Consider the following 15,609-nt stretch of genomic DNA (forward strand, 5'->3'; position numbering starts at 1 on the left):
TGACTCCTAGGGGTAAATAAACTGCCAGAAACGGATATCTGGCTCGTTGTTTACGCGGATGCTGTTTGTCCACTTCCCTGCTTTTGACGGCGTGATGAATAACAAAACGGTAAATTTATCGGTCTGTTGTAAACGATCGTAGACGAGAAACAGGGTATTCCCCCGGCTGTACATGCTGTCCGGCTGTGGCCAGACGCTGCCGGGCTCATATGCGTCGCTGCTTTCGCTGGTCATGCTGAGGGTATATTTCCCCTCAGACGTCACCGGAAACGTCAGTGCCATCCGCGATTCGGTCTGGCGGCGACCGAAGCGCTCATAGCTCAGGGTCAGGGATTTTGCTTCGTTTGTTTTCTCCACGTCGCTGACCGCGCCGCTGGAAAACAGGCCGGCTATCGCGGCCACGATAATAGCTAACAGCACAATAAAACCCACCTGGCGAAATGCATACTCAAACGTCAGTAAACGGCTACTCTCTTTTATCCCAGGCACTTTTTCATTTTTTGGTTCCATGGCTGTGGTCACCGTTTCGCTTAATTGCCGAAATTTATGATTTTCCTGTGCAAATGCTTTTAAGACTTATCACATTTGCCACATAAAGGAATAGCAACAATACTTAATAAGTCAAGACATCCAAAATGAAGGATATCAGATGAAATTATCAGTGATTTCAGCCTTGTTAATATTAATTATCCCTACTGCATGGGCAGATAATAACGGCGGGTTACAAAAGGGTGACGCGCCGCCACCGCCGCATGCGCTGGACAGCGGTTATCGTGGTACCGATGATGCGCGCATTATGACCATTACTCAGGCGAAAGAGATGCATGATGGTGCCTCTATTTCATTGCGCGGCAATCTTATTGATGGCAATGGCGATAAATACGTTTTCCAGGATAAAACCGGGAAAATCGACGTTATTATCCCGAAAGCCGTATTTGACGACAGAACCGTGGAACCTGACAACATGATCAGTATTAGCGGCTCGCTCGATAAAAAATCATCCCCACCCGTAGTGCGGGTCAGCCACTTGCAAAAATAATTCAGCGAAGCGTTAACGCTGTAACTATCCATCAAATCTCACCCCTAACAAGGAGTTAGCTATGAGTGATAATGAACAACGTACGAACGCTCACCCAACGCCACCTTTCCCGGAGCAGCCCCAGACGCCACCGGGCCTGGCCTCTGAGATGGAACCCGTACCCGACCACGGCGAGAAGAGCTACAAAGGGCATGGTCGTCTTGCCGGTAAGAAGGCGCTAATTACCGGGGGCGATTCCGGCATAGGACGCGCGGTAGCCATTGCCTATGCCCGCGAAGGGGCAGATGTCGCGATTAACTATTTGCCGGAAGAGGAAGAAGACGCAGCGGAAGTCATCGCCCTGATTAAAGCGGAAGGACGGAATGCCGTCGCGCTTCCGGGCGATGTGCGGGACGAAACTTTTTGTCAGAGCCTTGTGGAGCAGGCCGTCTCAAAACTGGGCGGGCTGGATATCCTGGTGAATAACGCAGGCCGCCAGCAGTACCGTGAGTCGCTGGAAGAACTGACCACGGAAGATTTTGACGCGACCTTTAAGACCAACGTCTATGCGCCTTTCTGGATCACAAAGGCGGCGTTGCGCCACATGAAAGCCCCCGCCTCCATCATTAACACCTCATCTGTACAGGCGGTGAAACCGAGCGCCGTACTGCTTGACTATGCGCAGACCAAAGCCTGTCTCGCGGTGTTTACCAAAGCGCTGGCGAAACAGCTGGGACCGAAGGGGATCCGCGTGAACGCGGTAGCGCCGGGACCTTACTGGACCGTACTTCAGCCCAGCGGTGGGCAACCACAGGAAAAAGTGAAACATTTTGGCGAGAGTACCCCTCTGGGACGCCCGGGACAGCCCGTGGAGATCGCACCGCTGTATGTCACCCTGGCCTCGGATGAGTGTTCATACACCTCCGGGCAGGTGTGGTGTTCAGACGGCGGGGATGGCGTCATCTAGCGCTCAAGGCGCGCAGAGTGTAGGCCGGGTAAGGCGAAGCCGCCACCCGGCAAATTGTTGCAGGCGAATGCTAAAGGGCTGCGAAAGCAGCCTTTTTTACGTTTAAGGGGTGACGACAGGAAACCAGAAGCTGAAGCTCTCCATGCAGCGCAGCATTTCGTTTAGCTTCGCGGCATTGCCGACGATCGTCACCTCTCCTGCCTGTTGCGCCTTTTTCAACGTGGTCTCTTTGAGGATGATTTTATTCAGCGTTTCGCGGCTGAGCGTGATGGTTGCATCCGGATCTTCTGCCTGAGCGTTGGCGCTATGGTTCAGCACGCCATTCTCCAGCTCCAGCTTGTACCTGCCGCCCTCGCGACCCAGATCAACGTTAAAAATCCCTCTGGCATTCGCAGCTCTGACGCCGTTAAGGTGAACGCCGAAGTAGTCAAAAATCATCTCAGTCGACATGGCGCGGACCGCATCCGGGCTGGCGGTGTTGGGCGTCGGCATCCTCTTCACGCCGTTACGCAACGCCTGCGCACCGGTGAGGTAGGCGTTACGCCAGGGTCCTGACTCGGCCTGGTATCCCAGCTGTTCAACCGCGTCCGCTTCCAGTTCGCGCGCCGCCTTATTATTTGGATCGGCAAAAACGACTTTACTCACTACCTGCGCCACCCAGCGGTAATTTCCCCGGGCATAATCAACCCGGGCTTTTTCAAGGATCGCGCGGGCTCCGCCCATGTAATCGACATATTTTTTCGCTGCCTCGACCGGAGGCAGTTCATTGAGCGTCGCCGGATTTCCGTCGAACCAGCCAAGATAGTAGGCATAGGTGGCTTTGACATTGTTACTTACCGAGCCGTAATAGCCACGGCCTGCCCAGGATTTTGCCAGCCCGTAAGGCAGGGCGAAATTAGCGGCTATCTCATCCCTCGTCAGCCCTTTATTCGCCAGCCTCAGCGTCTGGTCGTTGATATAGCGGTAGATATCACGCTGGCTTTTCATCAGCTTCACCACTTTCTTATTACCCCATGTGGGCCAGTGGTGCTGCGCGATAATAATTTCCGCTTTATCCCCCCAACGATCGAGGGCGTTATTGATGTATTTTGACCATGCCAGCGGATCGTGTATCTTCGCCCCGCGCAGCGAGTAAGTATTGTGCAGGGTGTGAGTGACGTTCTCTGCTGCTTCAATCAGCTTTTTCTCTTCCACATACCAGAGCATTTCAGACGGCGCTTCCGACCCCGGCGCCAGCATAAAATCATAGGTGAGACCGTCGATGATCTCTTTCTGCCCGTCTTCGGTAATGGCGTGAGTGGGCGCGATAAGCGTGACCGTCCCGGCTGAGGTGGTCGTCCCCAGACCCGCCCCTACCTGACCTTTTACATTGGCCTTTAACAGGTTTCCGTAGATATAACTGGCACGGCGGCTCATGGCATTTCCGGCCATGATATTTTCCGATACCGCCTCTTCCATAAAACCTGCTGGAGCATAGACTTTCACTTTGCCGGTTATCACTCCCGCTTCATCGACTACGCCACGCACGCCGCCATAATGATCGACATGACTATGGGTATAAATAACGGCAACAACCGGGCGTTTGCCACGATGTTGAACGTAAAGATCCATGCCCGCTTTGGCCGTTTCCGCAGACACCAGCGGATCGATAACCGTGATCCCCTCTTTGCCCTCTATAATCGTCATATTCGACAGATCGAGGTTACGGATCTGGTAGACGCCTTCCGTGACCTCAAACAGACCGCCAATAGTATTCAGCTGCGCCTGACGCCACAGGCTCGGGTTGACGGTATCCGGCGCTTTTTGCCCTTCTTTGATAAAAGCGTATTTCTGGGGGTTCCAGATAACGGCGCCTTTTTCGCCTTTAATCACCGCGGGTGGCAGCGGGGCAATAAAGCCTTTGTGCGCATTTCGGAAATCCGTCTTATCGAAGAAGGGCAGTTGACCATAAAGTGCATCATTCATCTCTTTCGTATGGACAGTGGCTCCCTTCCCTTCCTTTTGTGCCAGGACAGGCAATGAGGTCAACGACACTAATAGCAGACCAGCAACGGCTATCGCACTAACGAGAGTTTTAAATTTCATACTTCCTCGAGGAGTTATATTCACGCTGGCGGTACATGGGGGGAAAGGAGGCTATCACCAGGCTTATCTTTAACCTATGGAAATAACGTTTATAAATAAATTAGTTTATTCTTTCGTCACTGCGTCCTTAAGGGATAATGCTGAGTCCAGTTATTTCCCCGGAGTGATTCGATGAAGAGCCTGCCGTTCTTTTTCGCTGTATTAACCCTCAGCACATTAACAGCCTGTAGTTCTCCCCAACCAGACAATGTTGAAAAAATTAATCATCTGCAAATTCCACTGGTGTTGCCGGGGGAAAAACCGCCGCAGGCACAGATATCGCATATCGCGTCTCTTTATCAGGAAAATAAACAGCAGATCGAGACCTTAACGCGCAGCGTAAAATCACAGTATCTACAGGACACCACCGCAAAAGAAATTTTTGTTGCGGACAGTGACGTTCAATGCGTCTATGCCTCGCTGACCAAACTGGAACAGTTAGATATGGTTAATCAGCAATACCTGAAAGATAATAATGTCACGGGCCTGCAAAATATTCATATCATTCTTGAACCGTTATTCACCAGCTGAAAATAAAAAACCCGGCAACATAAGCAGCCGGGTTTTTATTAATGGGCATATCACGGGCATCAGTCGTACTGACCAAAGCGATAGCTAAGCCCTGCGGTGACGGAACTCAGGTCGCTGCTCACGCCGATCTGGTTAACATTGCCCACGTTGCTTACCCACTGATATTCCAGGCGGCCCGCCCAGTTTTTATTGAAAGCGTATTCAGTACCCACGGCTGCAAGCGGGCGCACACCGGTTTCAAAACGATTGTGACCACTTACATCGGATTCAGCGCGATAGCCCATTGCGCCGGCACGGCCGTAAATATCCCAGTCACTGGTCAGGGCATAACTGGCCTTCAGAGACATTTGCAGGCCCTGCGTCTTCATTTGCGCCCCGGCGCCATGCTGACCTTTAATCTGCATGTTACCTAAATAATCATAACCACCTTCTACCGCAAGCCATGGGGTAATCTGATAACCCGTATAAACACCCCCGCCGACATTATCATGGTTAAAATCGAAGTGATCGGAATACGTGTTCTCAAACGCTTTTGAACCCATATTGGTATCAAAATAGTGAGACCAGCCGAATTTAGCCCCGCTATACCAGGTGCCCGCATCAGCGGCGGCGAACGCGGAAGTGGCGGTAAATGCATTAGCCATAATCAATGCGATAACTGTCTTTTTCATAAATATACCGTTTACTTGATAATGTTAAATCTGAGAAAGCAAACGATATAGAAAATTAACGGTAGCGTTAATTGCATTTCTGTTTAATTTTAAACTTCCGCTAGAATGACTCGGGTAAATGTCTGACCTCAAGCAGATATCCACCGCGCTTAAAGGCGATATATTCCCCCTGCTTAAGGGCAGATAATACATTGAGTATACTGCTGCGAGAGAGCAGCGTACGATCCTGGATATATTCCAGAATCGTGGTACGCAAACGCGTCTCTTCCGGGAGCAAAATCATTTCCTGAAGGTGGTTACGAATAACGGAATAGGTACGCTGCTGGAGTACCTGGGCATCACGGAATATTAAATAGGCCGTATGGTATGAGAGTAGCGCGGCGACATCCTCCCAGACGCCCTCGGCACGAAACAACTCAGCCGCCTTGTCCGCATCGAGACGTAAAATAGTCGACTCTCTTTCAGCACGGAGAAGGTGCCCCTGCGTAGGCTGGATCATCTCTGCAATACCAAACAAATGCGGCTCGTAAACGGTCACTACCACCAGTCCATCCGAAGCCCGCAGCAGGGACAGCTCTCCTTCCAGAAAGAGGTACATCTGCTGTTTCCCCTTCCGTAACCAGGTGAGTCGCTTACGCGGAACAACGTGCACTTTCTCCGCTATCGGCTCAAGGATGGCGGTCAGTCTTTCGATGGATTTTTCGGGTCGAACAGGCGGTAAAATATGCATGGTACAACCTTCTGACATTCAATATCTGCCATTATAGACCATATATTTTAAGCGGTTAGCCGATCAAAACTGATAGCTGTAGTTGACGCTGGCAAACCAAAGATAAGGATGATCGTAACTTCCGGCAAACGCCGTCGGGGATTTCACATGCGACGACTGAATATGAAGATACGACACGGCAATACCAATATTGCTGGCCGGGGTGATCTGATACTGGGCTCCCGTGCCAAATCGCCACTCATCCCCGGTGGGTAAAGTTAAGGCCACATCACTCTGACTCTCATACGGAGAGCTGTCGAACGCCACACCGGTATTCAGTCGCCACTGAGGTGTTGGACGATACTGCACGCCCACCGCGCCGTGCCACGTATCCTTCATGCGGCTGACGTTGTTCAGTTGCCGATCCCCAACGACGATTTGCGGGGCACCGAACTGGCTCCAGTCCTGCCAGCCGAGATCGCCCATAACCGACCACCGAGGGTTAATATCATGCACAAGACTGAGCATGATTTGCTGCGGCGCGCTGATTTGTGCCGACACCGGGAGGTCGTAGGCACCATTCTGTACTCGAGCTTTGCCGTTAACAGAGTAGCGATAGTTCGTCTCGCTGTTCCATGTAATACCGGCTCGCGTCTGGTCGGTCAGTTGCATGAGTAGCCCAAGCCGATAGCTCATGGCCCAGTCCTCATCATGCTGCCGATAGTCATTATCATTAACGTTGCGGGTCAGCGAGAAATAACCGTAATTAACGTTGGCGGACGCCCCTATTGAGAGTCGGTCGTTGAGCTTGTATGCCAGTGACGGACTGAGCGTCATTGCAACCAGGGTACTCTTTTTAATCAGCCTGTCGCCCGCCCAGCTACCGTAATCGATCCCCAGACCGTAATTACCGTAAAGCCCGATCCCGGCATAAAGATCATCGTTTATCTTCTGGCTATAAAAGGCGCTGGCATTCGGGATGGTTTTCATCACGTCGCCGGGGCTTTGATGGGCATGGTTATCCAGCTGGTTGTCGATGGAGCCATCCATAACCTGTAACCCGCCAGTGACCATATGATCCGGCAGGCGCGTCATGCCAGCAGGGTTGGTCATGATTGTCGAGGCATCCTGCGCACGAGCCGCCTGCCCTGCTCCGGCAAGCGCGGTATCTTCGGTGCCGGCTTCATAAAAATAGAGGGCGCTGGCATGGGCACTGGAGGCGGCAAATAAGCCCGCGCACAGGAGGAGTCGTGTTTTCATCTGCGATCCGGGAAATAAAAAATTTGCCGACAGATATAACAGGGGCGCCTGATGACGTAAAAAGGAAGAGGGTTTAATTTTAAATTATGCGCGGTTCAGCCCCTCTTAATATCTCTGACAATTCAGCGACGTCCGGAATAAGGCGCCGCTACGTCCTGCACCTGTAATACGTTCAGGTACAGGACGATAAAATCCAGGAATTTTGTTCAGGTTTATCCGGCCTTACTTATAATGCTCCAGATTGGTTTCCGGGCCCGTTCTGGCAATTTCCTGAGCTTTGCCGAAACTTTCAATCAGGCACTTATATTCCGGACAGACATGCTCTGCCAGGATCTCAGCAAAGCGAGAACCTTCCTCGCGGTTCCAGGTTCTCATTAATTCAGCGACAATGGCAAACGTATCGGTAGGGATCGCCCCCGCCTGAGTCACGCGCGCGATGGTGGTATCGGTCGCGATTTTGGACCAGTTCCCCGAGGCATCCACAACACAGTAAACCTTATACCCCTCCTGGACAGCGCTAACCGCAGGGAACGCCATGCAGACGCTGGTAAGCGTGCCGGCAATAATCAGGGTCTTTCTGCCCGTCTTTTCCACTTCCTTCACAAACGCCGGATTATCCCAGGTATTAATCTGCCCGGTGCGTGGAACATACACGGCATGGGGTGCATATTTGTGAATTTCCGGGATGAGCGGGCCATTGGGACCGTCAGGAACAGAGGCCGTGGTGATCACCGGGATATTTAAAAGCGTGGCAACTTTGGCTATCGCTGTCACATAATTACGAAGGTCTGGTACAGGCACATCACGTACCGTGTTGAATAAGCCACTCTGATGGTCGATGAGTAAAATTACAGCGTCATCAGTATCAATCATACCGTTTGTAGCAGCCATATTTCTTTCCTCATGATTTCTTTTACATTGCCGTCAACTTTCCGGCTCCGCGATTTTACATGCACATGGTTAGGGTATAATGCATTGATAAATCATAATGAATAGTAGTTCGATCCGGTCTGAATACCGCATCATTTCAGGACAATTTCTGGCACGGTACGCTGAGCCATCGACGCTGACGGAAAGCCCTCGTGAGGAGAAGAGATCTTTACAATGCCGTTATGCGGCCATTCGTATTCGTTCGGCTGAAGGCAAGCGTTACTCACTACTGGGATCGCCCTTATCCTCCCGCATGGATTCGATAAACTCCCGTTGCTCCTCTGTGAGTTCAAGCTCATCCAGCAAGCGATCTAACTCTTCTTCAGGTGATTCCTTTTGGTTCTTTCTCTTCCCGGTAGCCATACTCACCCTTGAGTTATTAGGATTAATCTCAGGGTATCCAGGGTACAGGAAATGTGCAACTTAGCGTGTTATGCCGACAACCGATCATAACAATGAACGAAAGGGGAAGCAGGTACGCCAGTACAGGAAAGACTGATAGGGGTATTCCTGTTCCGGCGATGAAAGATAGCCAATTGAAAGCCTTGCCAGATTACATACGGGCTTTGCAATAATCGAGAGGGTGCAATGCCTACCTTCCCTTTAGTTTAACTTAACTAAAATTTAATTACATTTAAATTAATGATTTTGTTAGATTTAATCGTTTATTGCCCTCTCACATATAGGTACACTTTCTCTATGGTTTTTTTTATAACAGCATGAGGAAAAAGTGAAAATGGCTATTCCAGCTTACCTATGGCTTAAAGATGACGGTGGCGCAGATATTAAAGGGTCTGTAGATGTTCAGGATCGTGAGGGCAGCATTGAGATCACTGGATTTTCCCATAATCTCAGCATTCCAACGGACTTAATGACTGGAAAGATCACAGGAACCCGCAAGCACTCTGCCGTGCTAATTCAAAAAGAGTTTGATAGCTCCTCCCCTTATCTTTATAAAGCTGTTGCTACTGGTCAGACGCTTAAATCTGCTGAGTTCAAATGGTATAAGATCAACGACGCAGGACAGGAAGCGGAATACTTCAACATCCTGCTTGAAAGTGTGAGAGTTGTCGGCGTTTCTCCAGTGATGCACGACACCAAAGATCCGACCAAAGAGAAGCACAACCACCTCGAGTGTGTAGAACTTCGCTATGAAAAAATCACGTGGAAATACTGCGATGGCAACGTTCAGTTTACCGATGCATGGAATGAGAGAGCGCAAGCGTGAGATACCCAACATTAGCAGCATCACCTCATCCGCCTTTTGATGTGTCATCTTTCGCCCCGCCAGGTGTGAATATCGTCAATAATATGATGATGGCTCGCTTTCACCGCGGCCCGTCAGCCCTTACCTATGCATGGTTTTATCAGCAGGTAAGAGGCCATGGTCCGTGGGATTACAAACAGCACGGGAGACAGTTCGAGAGCTTCGGAAACTTCCATTATGGTGCTGTTGGCCACGCTGCGGGGATTTCCGGCGAAGTATTACTTAGAGGCGCAGGATGGGCGCAAAGCCGCGCAGGAACAACGGATCCGGCTTTTGGTGATTGGTTTGGCTCAACGCCTTACGGTGATGATCCTAACGACCAGTACTGGATAAGAGCGGGTATCGACTATGCAAAACGCACAGGTTTTTAAGAAGCGGTATCTACTTCTGATCCTGTTGGCTGTTGTCGCCTATGGGATATACAACTTGCTGCACTTCTCACCACTTGAGCAAGTGATTATTAAGAAGGTGAAAGTTAACAATCTGGCTAATCTTTACATCACAGAAGCGAGTGCAGGAGCCACCACAGGCTTTTCCTACCGTTTCTATCTCTATGATGTAACCAAAGATGATAAAGCGTTTATGGCGAGTCTGGAGAACGATCACCAGCCTTTCATGATCACCACGGACAAAGATGCATTGAAGAAGGTCGAGAATAACGCGATCTACCTTTCCGTGAAGGGAACCATTTACACCTTTCACAGCCCTGCGGATTATCTGGCAGGTGGCTCGATCTACTCCGTCCCTGTCTATTTAACCGCATCACCATACTAAAAACATAGCCAGCTGCCACGCTGGCTCTTTCTCTTCTGGTTTTAGACAACAGAAACCATTAAGCCCCTTAGAGGTTAGAAGACAAGCGAAGCACAGCGATTTCATAAGACTGTCAGAGGGTTACCTGCATTTCGTGTGCAGGGAGGACGTCAATGCTCTACAGGACATAACGCCTAAACAAGTTAGTCAGCGCTACTGAGCAACCTACTGAAATAAAGAAAGTTTTTGAACGGTTCTACTTGGGGAAATTCTGGAGCGGGCGAAGGGAATCGAAACTCTGTTTCATAATTTCCGCAACGCGACGATCATCGAATCAACATAGTAACTATTATTGATACTTGATTGCGAGATTTTAGAGGATCAGTCTCATGACAATCAAGGGCCAGGAGTATCTTTATCTTTCACCGGACGGTGTATGGCAGTTTCAAATCTACATCCCGTCTTATATGCGTCACATGTTCGGCGGGAAGCGCCTGTATCGGAAAAGTACAGGGACAAGAGATATCTACAAGGCGCGTCACTTCCGTAACCACATGCTGGTAGAGTGGAACAACCTTAAAGAACAGTTCAAGCCTGATACTGAGGATAAGCGTATTCAGCTTGCGATCACTTCCCTGCACTCTCAAATCAGGAAGAACAAGAATAAACCATTGATTGAAGAGCGAGCCAGTTCGATTCCTCACCTGTGCTTCTTACGAGATGAATACGCTACTGCCTACCAGGATCGGAGATCATTCTCCACACTGAGCAAATCGGCGCGAGCCGTTGAGGTGTTTCTCCAGAGTATTGGGAAAGTTGATATCAGCCTGGATCAGATTGGACGCCGATTAGTTACAGACTTCATAGAAGAGCAGCAGAAACGCGATGTAGCGCCCCAGACCGTGCAAAACTGGCTTACATCGTTAGGTAGCCTCTACGAGTTCGCCAAACGCCGCTATGACGCTATAGCCCCCCTAAATCCGTTTCATGGTCACAACCTTGAAGCGCGGCGCACAATTGAAAGCTATCAGCCGTTTGAATGGCATCAGCTATCTACACTACTCAACGAAGCAGACGAAGAGCTACGAGCAGTTATTCTGATCGGTTTGTTCTCTGGTGCAAGGCTGGACGAAATAGCCAGCTTGAAGAAAGAAGAGATCGTTATGGTGGAAGGGATACGGACATTCTACATTAGCAAATCCAAGACGAAGGCAGGGATTAGACACATTCCTATCCATGCTTTTCTGATCGGCATGGTGGATTATTATCTGAGTTTGAACACTGGAGATTACCTGTTACCACAGGCTAACAAGATTGAACGCAAAGACGGTAAGAAAGGACCATTCTATTCCCAAGCATTCACCCGCTTACGGCGTCGCGTAGTGCCTATGGCTACAGACCGTCAATGCTTTCACAGTTTGAGGGGGCATTTTATCACGTGTCTCGACCGTGCCGGAGTACCCGAACAACGGATCGGCTACATCACGGGACACTCTTCCCAAGCCGCTGCCACAGAAGCATTCAAAACCTACAGCGCGGGGTGTTCCATGAAAGAGCTATCCGACTATGTGGAAATGGTGGCCTATCCAGAGATCACTTTCCCAGAATTAAACAAAGAGGAGCAAGCTCCCCACGCATAAATTTATAACTAATGTCAAATTATTTTTTTGATGCGCTGCTATTCACCTTGCTCATACCTGCGAGCTTAGCTCTCACAAAAAAAAACAACCAACCAATTGATAAATAATAAATAAAAGATAAAAAAGGATGACAGAATTTATTTACTCAAACAACTTTTAAAAAAATCAATCACCAAAAATTAATAGATTACAACGATCAAAAACAAATTATTGATCGCTTTTATTGATAAATGGTATTTTTTAGATGATAATCAGTACATAACTAAAATGGGCAATTAGTATGGAACACATTTATATTGCAGACCCAATAATGAATGTTGACGAGAGATTAATGGGCGTTGAACTTTTAACTCGTTTCATTTCCAATGATGGCCGTCCTTGTCATCCTGACTTTGTTATTTCATCTTGGGATTTAGATAGGAAGCGGCTCTTTCTATACGAACAATGCGGTATCATTTCCAGCAAACAAAAGTGGTTCGAACTAAATAAACTTTTTTGCACACTAAACATTGATCAACAAATGGCTTTTCTCGTTCGGCACGATCAAACATTGATAAAAGCATTTGAATCTATGCCATTCGTCAAACTTGAACTTTCTGAGCATTTCCCTGGTTTGGATAAGGGATTGAAAAGTCCCTTATTAAAATCGCTGAGCCAGGGTGTAAATGGGCTATGGCTCGATGACCTTGGCGCAGGAAACGCGAATGTAGTTAGTTTGATCGAAGGATACTTTGAGGTTGTAAAGGTAGATCGCTGCTTCTTTAATGAACAGGTGCAGAAACCAACCTTCAACCCGTTGATTGCATCAATCAAAAAACACTGCGACAAAATTATTATTGAAGGGATTGAGAATAGAGATCATATGGGGTTACTGCGTGAGGTGGGAATTTGGGGATTACAGGGCTATCTTTTTAAATCTGTCCCTTTTAAAAATGTGGATTCATTGCTTTAGTGTTGAAACCATCAAAAAAGGGGCATAAGCCCCTCATTTTTTAAACTCCGTCGTAACAGTGTCAGATTCAGTTTTCTTAGGTGCATTGTTCACCACCTTCTGTTTCACCGTACCGCCTACAGATTTATTTCCCTGCGTTTTAGTTGCAATCACATTAACTGTAGCTTTACTGACAAGCCTGATCTGTTCAAATTCAAGATCGAATTGCATCGCGTATTCAGATTTATAATCGTAGGAAATACCGTAGAGAATAACATTATCGTACACTTTGTGCTCTGTCACTAATGTGATGGGCTGGCGACTTTCAAACATCTTATCGAGGTATTCGATAGCTTGACTGATACGAGTGCCATTCACACCAGCGCTGTATAACAAATCCTTTTCCAGCCTCACCGGAGTTTCGGAAATAATCCCCGATAGCTTGAATGTATTATTCTTAATCTGAACGTGATCGCTCACCTCTGCCCCGCTCTCAACGGGATAGCTGGTAATATCAGCCTGTCTGCGTATTCCCGTATCCGTCACGGCATCAAACACTATCGCCTGATAGTTCTGAATATAGCTATCTGAGGACGAATTATATACAGATGCAAGGATGGTGAATCCGTTTTCACCTTTGGTGCGGGTAGCACTGCTATTATTACTATTCGAGGTTGAATTGATACGGGAGGCATCGCTGCCCCCGATTGTTAGACTTCCAGGTGTTGCCATTTAGCCTCCCGTCCCTTGTCCAGATGAAACAGCAAGCACCATACGCTGATTGTTATCATTGATACGCTGATCAACGGTAGCATTCAGCATGTTTCCGAATGTCGGATCAGGAGAAATAGTTAGATGGATAAGCCCTTCCGGTAGCTGATTCTGCAACACTACAGGCTGCATGATCGGTGCATTGGCTGGCTTAGCTGGCGCTGCTGCACTCTGTTTCAACATTGAAACAGGAGAGTAATCTCCGTTGGTGCTCTGCGCGTAGCTGCTCACGTCCTTAGCGTCGCTTGTCCCGTTCCACCATTCACGCATTGTGTCGAATACATTAGGCTCATGACCGTCTGCTTTAGGCTGGCTGGCTCCGTAAGTGTTAGCCACAGGGTTACTTCCTGGCTGTGCAGGTGCTGACGTAGTGCCGTAATGCTGGCTCACCGCTTCTTTAGAGGTGTTGTCACCGTTCAGAAGGTTTAGCTTGCCTGTGATCCAGTTAGTGAGTTTCAGCAATCCTACGGCAGCATCCCCCGCCGCCCGCCCGATCCCCTTGAAAAAGGGTAAAGCGTCTTGCATCGCTTCTTTAAACTCTCGCATGGTTTCAGGGTCAATCTCTGACATAAAACCTTCGAAGAATGCCAGCTTTTGGCTATCGGAGAGAATGCTAAGTTCCTGGTTAAACTTACGGTAGGCCACAAGCTGATCTTGCTGCTCCTGATTCAACCACTGACCGTTACGCTTGAGCACGTCCACTTGATCAGTGATCGCTTTTCCTTGATTAGAAAATGCCTTGTGATACAAGCCTAAATCGTCTGCAAGGTCTTCCAGGTTATGAAGGATTTGCTCTTGTGAATAGCCTTTCCCCTGCATGGTGTTGGTGTAAGCAGAGACGAAGCCAAACGGATTGGATTGGTAGGATTTCAGATCGTCTTTAGTGAATCCCATGTTCAGGGCTGTATCTACAGCAGCGTTCCCGCCTTTCCATTGTCCAGACTTCTTATCAAAGGTGCTGTTGGTGTAGCTGTCTGCCAGCTTTTCTGAGATATCTTTTCCCGAGTCCAGTAGCTTACGTTGTCCTTGCAGCCCCATACCGGAATCAATCCCGTTAGCCGTGGCATACTGGGAAAGTGCCTGGAGGACGTTATAATCTACACCGCCCAAGCGCGCCCTTGCGACGATTTCGCTACGCTCTTCCTGTGCTGTAACAGCCTCTTTCCCCCATGAATAAGCGCCATAAGCCGCCGCCCCGATACCAGCGCCAGCAAGCGCACCAGTGCCTAAGCCCATCAGAGAGCCAGAGATAGCCCCTGTAGCCTTACCACCGCCACCAAGAGCGTTAGCCCCTCCCGCCTTTGCTGCTGCCCTACGCTCTGCGTTAATGCGTCTGTAGCTCTGCTGGAGTCTTTTGATCTCGCTGTTTTGCCTGGCGAGGCTGATCGTTCCCTGAGAGTACGCCTTAGTTATGCGTGACGCTGCCAGTGCCGCCTGGGTCAATTCGACGTTGGTAAGGTGTTGCATACTTCTAAAGCTGCTGGCAGTGTCCAATAGCTTCAATTCAGCCCGTTCACGGCGCTGTGCGTTTCTTGCGGCCTCTTTCGCTGCCTGAGCCTCTACACGGGCTTGCGCCTTAGCTGCCCTTGCCTTTTCTCGTTCATCGCTATTACGAGGCTTTGACGCTTTCTTATTCAGCTTATTGAGTTCCCTTTCAGCAGATTTTAGCCCCTGGCTGAATCTTTTCATGTTCAACGTAGGGTCTTTAATGCCTTTGGCTTTCTTCTGAATTTGATCGAAAGCGTCCATAGCTTCCTTCATTGAATTACGATCCACCACGAATTCGACGGTATTACGGATCGTACTCGTATTAACGATTAGTCCACCTGACATTATTCACCGCCTTTCTGATCAAGGAAGTGATGAATTGCCGCTTCGACGGTATCACCACGGAAAATACGCGCTCTAACGCCCGTATACGAAATTTCTAATAGCTCGCAAAGCTGGCTCACCTTGAGCAGCCCTTCTGCATCGTCTGCACTCAGTCGGACGTGTAGGCCACGATTTGATTTAAGTATGAGTTCCACCTCTATTTTT

18 protein-coding genes are annotated in these 15,609 nt (G+C 49.0%); 8 read left to right on the forward strand and 10 right to left on the reverse strand.

Features of this window, described 5'->3' with window-relative positions; translation table 11 throughout:
* Window positions 1–6: 6 nt before the first annotated feature.
* Window positions 7–510, reverse strand: a complete 504-nt coding sequence (locus tag ACOTY5_RS11140) for a hypothetical protein (RefSeq protein ID WP_045141952.1) — start codon at window positions 508–510, stop codon at window positions 7–9.
* 139 nt (window positions 511–649) lie between these two features.
* Between ACOTY5_RS11140 and ACOTY5_RS11145 the strand changes: the two genes are divergently transcribed.
* A complete protein-coding gene (locus ACOTY5_RS11145; protein ID WP_003862868.1) occupies window positions 650–1,039 on the forward strand; it encodes a YdeI family stress tolerance OB fold protein in 390 nt (129 codons plus the stop codon).
* 61 nt (window positions 1,040–1,100) lie between these two features.
* On the forward strand, window positions 1,101–1,985 hold the full coding sequence (locus tag ACOTY5_RS11150; protein ID WP_045141951.1) for an SDR family oxidoreductase: 885 nt from the start codon (window positions 1,101–1,103) through the stop codon (window positions 1,983–1,985).
* A gap of 102 nt (window positions 1,986–2,087) precedes the next feature.
* Here the strand turns inward: ACOTY5_RS11150 and ACOTY5_RS11155 are convergent, their stop codons facing one another.
* Window positions 2,088–4,070 carry an alkyl/aryl-sulfatase gene (locus ACOTY5_RS11155; RefSeq protein WP_062934070.1) on the reverse strand — a complete coding sequence of 661 codons (1,983 nt, stop codon included), beginning with the start codon at window positions 4,068–4,070 and terminating at the stop codon, window positions 2,088–2,090.
* 171 nt (window positions 4,071–4,241) lie between these two features.
* Here ACOTY5_RS11155 and ACOTY5_RS11160 point away from each other — a divergent pair, with 171 nt between their 5' ends.
* Entirely contained in the window at window positions 4,242–4,640 is a 399-nt protein-coding gene (locus ACOTY5_RS11160) for a hypothetical protein (RefSeq protein WP_045141949.1), read from the forward strand.
* A gap of 59 nt (window positions 4,641–4,699) precedes the next feature.
* Here ACOTY5_RS11160 and ACOTY5_RS11165 read toward each other — a convergent pair whose 3' ends face one another.
* The 5 genes from ACOTY5_RS11165 to ACOTY5_RS11185 all read right to left on the reverse strand — a co-directional run bounded on the left by ACOTY5_RS11165 (window position 4,700) and on the right by ACOTY5_RS11185 (window position 8,573).
* On the reverse strand, window positions 4,700–5,311 hold the full coding sequence (locus ACOTY5_RS11165; RefSeq protein WP_032619086.1) for an outer membrane beta-barrel protein: 612 nt from the start codon (window positions 5,309–5,311) through the stop codon (window positions 4,700–4,702).
* A gap of 100 nt (window positions 5,312–5,411) precedes the next feature.
* Window positions 5,412–6,041, reverse strand: a complete 630-nt coding sequence (locus ACOTY5_RS11170) for a winged helix-turn-helix transcriptional regulator (protein WP_015571785.1) — start codon at window positions 6,039–6,041, stop codon at window positions 5,412–5,414.
* Window positions 6,042–6,104: 63 nt separating this feature from the next.
* On the reverse strand, window positions 6,105–7,280 hold the full coding sequence (locus ACOTY5_RS11175) for an OmpP1/FadL family transporter (protein WP_045141948.1): 1,176 nt from the start codon (window positions 7,278–7,280) through the stop codon (window positions 6,105–6,107).
* Window positions 7,281–7,502: 222 nt separating this feature from the next.
* Complete coding sequence (locus ACOTY5_RS11180; RefSeq protein WP_045141947.1) at window positions 7,503–8,171, reverse strand: isochorismatase family protein; 669 nt, start codon at window positions 8,169–8,171, stop codon at window positions 7,503–7,505.
* Between the two features lie 258 nt (window positions 8,172–8,429).
* A complete protein-coding gene (locus tag ACOTY5_RS11185; protein WP_015571788.1) occupies window positions 8,430–8,573 on the reverse strand; it encodes a hypothetical protein in 144 nt (47 codons plus the stop codon).
* Between the two features lie 373 nt (window positions 8,574–8,946).
* Here ACOTY5_RS11185 and ACOTY5_RS11190 point away from each other — a divergent pair, with 373 nt between their 5' ends.
* From ACOTY5_RS11190 to ACOTY5_RS11210, 5 genes are all read left to right on the forward strand, one after another.
* On the forward strand, window positions 8,947–9,438 hold the full coding sequence (locus ACOTY5_RS11190) for an Hcp family type VI secretion system effector (RefSeq protein ID WP_015571789.1): 492 nt from the start codon (window positions 8,947–8,949) through the stop codon (window positions 9,436–9,438).
* Window positions 9,435–9,848: a polymorphic toxin type 44 domain-containing protein gene (locus ACOTY5_RS11195; RefSeq protein WP_223825176.1), complete on the forward strand. Its 414-nt coding sequence runs from the start codon at window positions 9,435–9,437 to the stop codon at window positions 9,846–9,848. Before ACOTY5_RS11190 ends, ACOTY5_RS11195 begins: the two co-directional genes overlap by 4 nt.
* Window positions 9,826–10,251, forward strand: coding sequence for a hypothetical protein (locus ACOTY5_RS11200; RefSeq protein ID WP_023295378.1), 426 nt, complete (start codon window positions 9,826–9,828; stop codon window positions 10,249–10,251). Before ACOTY5_RS11195 ends, ACOTY5_RS11200 begins: the two co-directional genes overlap by 23 nt.
* Window positions 10,252–10,619: 368 nt before the next feature.
* Window positions 10,620–11,870, forward strand: a complete 1,251-nt coding sequence (locus ACOTY5_RS11205) for a tyrosine-type recombinase/integrase (protein WP_003862885.1) — start codon at window positions 10,620–10,622, stop codon at window positions 11,868–11,870.
* A gap of 280 nt (window positions 11,871–12,150) precedes the next feature.
* Window positions 12,151–12,822 carry an EAL domain-containing protein gene (locus ACOTY5_RS11210; RefSeq protein WP_003862887.1) on the forward strand — a complete coding sequence of 224 codons (672 nt, stop codon included), beginning with the start codon at window positions 12,151–12,153 and terminating at the stop codon, window positions 12,820–12,822.
* A 33-nt stretch (window positions 12,823–12,855) separates the two neighbouring features.
* On the opposite strand, the gene ACOTY5_RS11215 is transcribed toward ACOTY5_RS11210, so the two are convergent.
* From ACOTY5_RS11215 to ACOTY5_RS11225, 3 genes are read right to left on the reverse strand one after another with little or no spacing between them, the layout of a single operon-like run.
* Window positions 12,856–13,533, reverse strand: coding sequence for a phage baseplate protein (locus ACOTY5_RS11215; RefSeq protein WP_003862888.1), 678 nt, complete (start codon window positions 13,531–13,533; stop codon window positions 12,856–12,858).
* Entirely contained in the window at window positions 13,534–15,405 is a 1,872-nt protein-coding gene (locus tag ACOTY5_RS11220) for a hypothetical protein (RefSeq protein ID WP_003862890.1), read from the reverse strand.
* Window positions 15,405–15,599, reverse strand: a complete 195-nt coding sequence (locus ACOTY5_RS11225) for a hypothetical protein (protein WP_003862893.1) — start codon at window positions 15,597–15,599, stop codon at window positions 15,405–15,407. The genes ACOTY5_RS11220 and ACOTY5_RS11225 overlap by 1 nt, the downstream gene beginning before the upstream one ends.
* Between the last annotated feature and the right edge of the window lie 10 nt (window positions 15,600–15,609).

The sequence above is a fragment of the Enterobacter cloacae complex sp. SHL018 genome (assembly GCF_049237905.1).
Taxonomy (GTDB): domain Bacteria; phylum Pseudomonadota; class Gammaproteobacteria; order Enterobacterales; family Enterobacteriaceae; genus Enterobacter; species Enterobacter hormaechei_C.

Coding starts and splice junctions, on each gene's coding strand:
- ACOTY5_RS11215 (WP_003862888.1), bottom strand. CDS start 13,533: ATGGCAACACCTGGAAGTCTAACAATCGGGGGCAGCGATGCCTCCCGT.
- ACOTY5_RS11155 (WP_062934070.1), bottom strand. CDS start 4,070: ATGAAATTTAAAACTCTCGTTAGTGCGATAGCCGTTGCTGGTCTGCTA.
- ACOTY5_RS11210 (WP_003862887.1), top strand. CDS start 12,151: ATGGAACACATTTATATTGCAGACCCAATAATGAATGTTGACGAGAGA.
- ACOTY5_RS11220 (WP_003862890.1), bottom strand. CDS start 15,405: ATGTCAGGTGGACTAATCGTTAATACGAGTACGATCCGTAATACCGTC.
- ACOTY5_RS11200 (WP_023295378.1), top strand. CDS start 9,826: ATGCAAAACGCACAGGTTTTTAAGAAGCGGTATCTACTTCTGATCCTG.
- ACOTY5_RS11140 (WP_045141952.1), bottom strand. CDS start 510: ATGGAACCAAAAAATGAAAAAGTGCCTGGGATAAAAGAGAGTAGCCGT.
- ACOTY5_RS11145 (WP_003862868.1), top strand. CDS start 650: ATGAAATTATCAGTGATTTCAGCCTTGTTAATATTAATTATCCCTACT.
- ACOTY5_RS11180 (WP_045141947.1), bottom strand. CDS start 8,171: ATGGCTGCTACAAACGGTATGATTGATACTGATGACGCTGTAATTTTA.
- ACOTY5_RS11160 (WP_045141949.1), top strand. CDS start 4,242: ATGAAGAGCCTGCCGTTCTTTTTCGCTGTATTAACCCTCAGCACATTA.
- ACOTY5_RS11150 (WP_045141951.1), top strand. CDS start 1,101: ATGAGTGATAATGAACAACGTACGAACGCTCACCCAACGCCACCTTTC.
- ACOTY5_RS11205 (WP_003862885.1), top strand. CDS start 10,620: ATGACAATCAAGGGCCAGGAGTATCTTTATCTTTCACCGGACGGTGTA.
- ACOTY5_RS11165 (WP_032619086.1), bottom strand. CDS start 5,311: ATGAAAAAGACAGTTATCGCATTGATTATGGCTAATGCATTTACCGCC.
- ACOTY5_RS11170 (WP_015571785.1), bottom strand. CDS start 6,041: ATGCATATTTTACCGCCTGTTCGACCCGAAAAATCCATCGAAAGACTG.
- ACOTY5_RS11175 (WP_045141948.1), bottom strand. CDS start 7,280: ATGAAAACACGACTCCTCCTGTGCGCGGGCTTATTTGCCGCCTCCAGT.
- ACOTY5_RS11185 (WP_015571788.1), bottom strand. CDS start 8,573: ATGGCTACCGGGAAGAGAAAGAACCAAAAGGAATCACCTGAAGAAGAG.
- ACOTY5_RS11190 (WP_015571789.1), top strand. CDS start 8,947: ATGGCTATTCCAGCTTACCTATGGCTTAAAGATGACGGTGGCGCAGAT.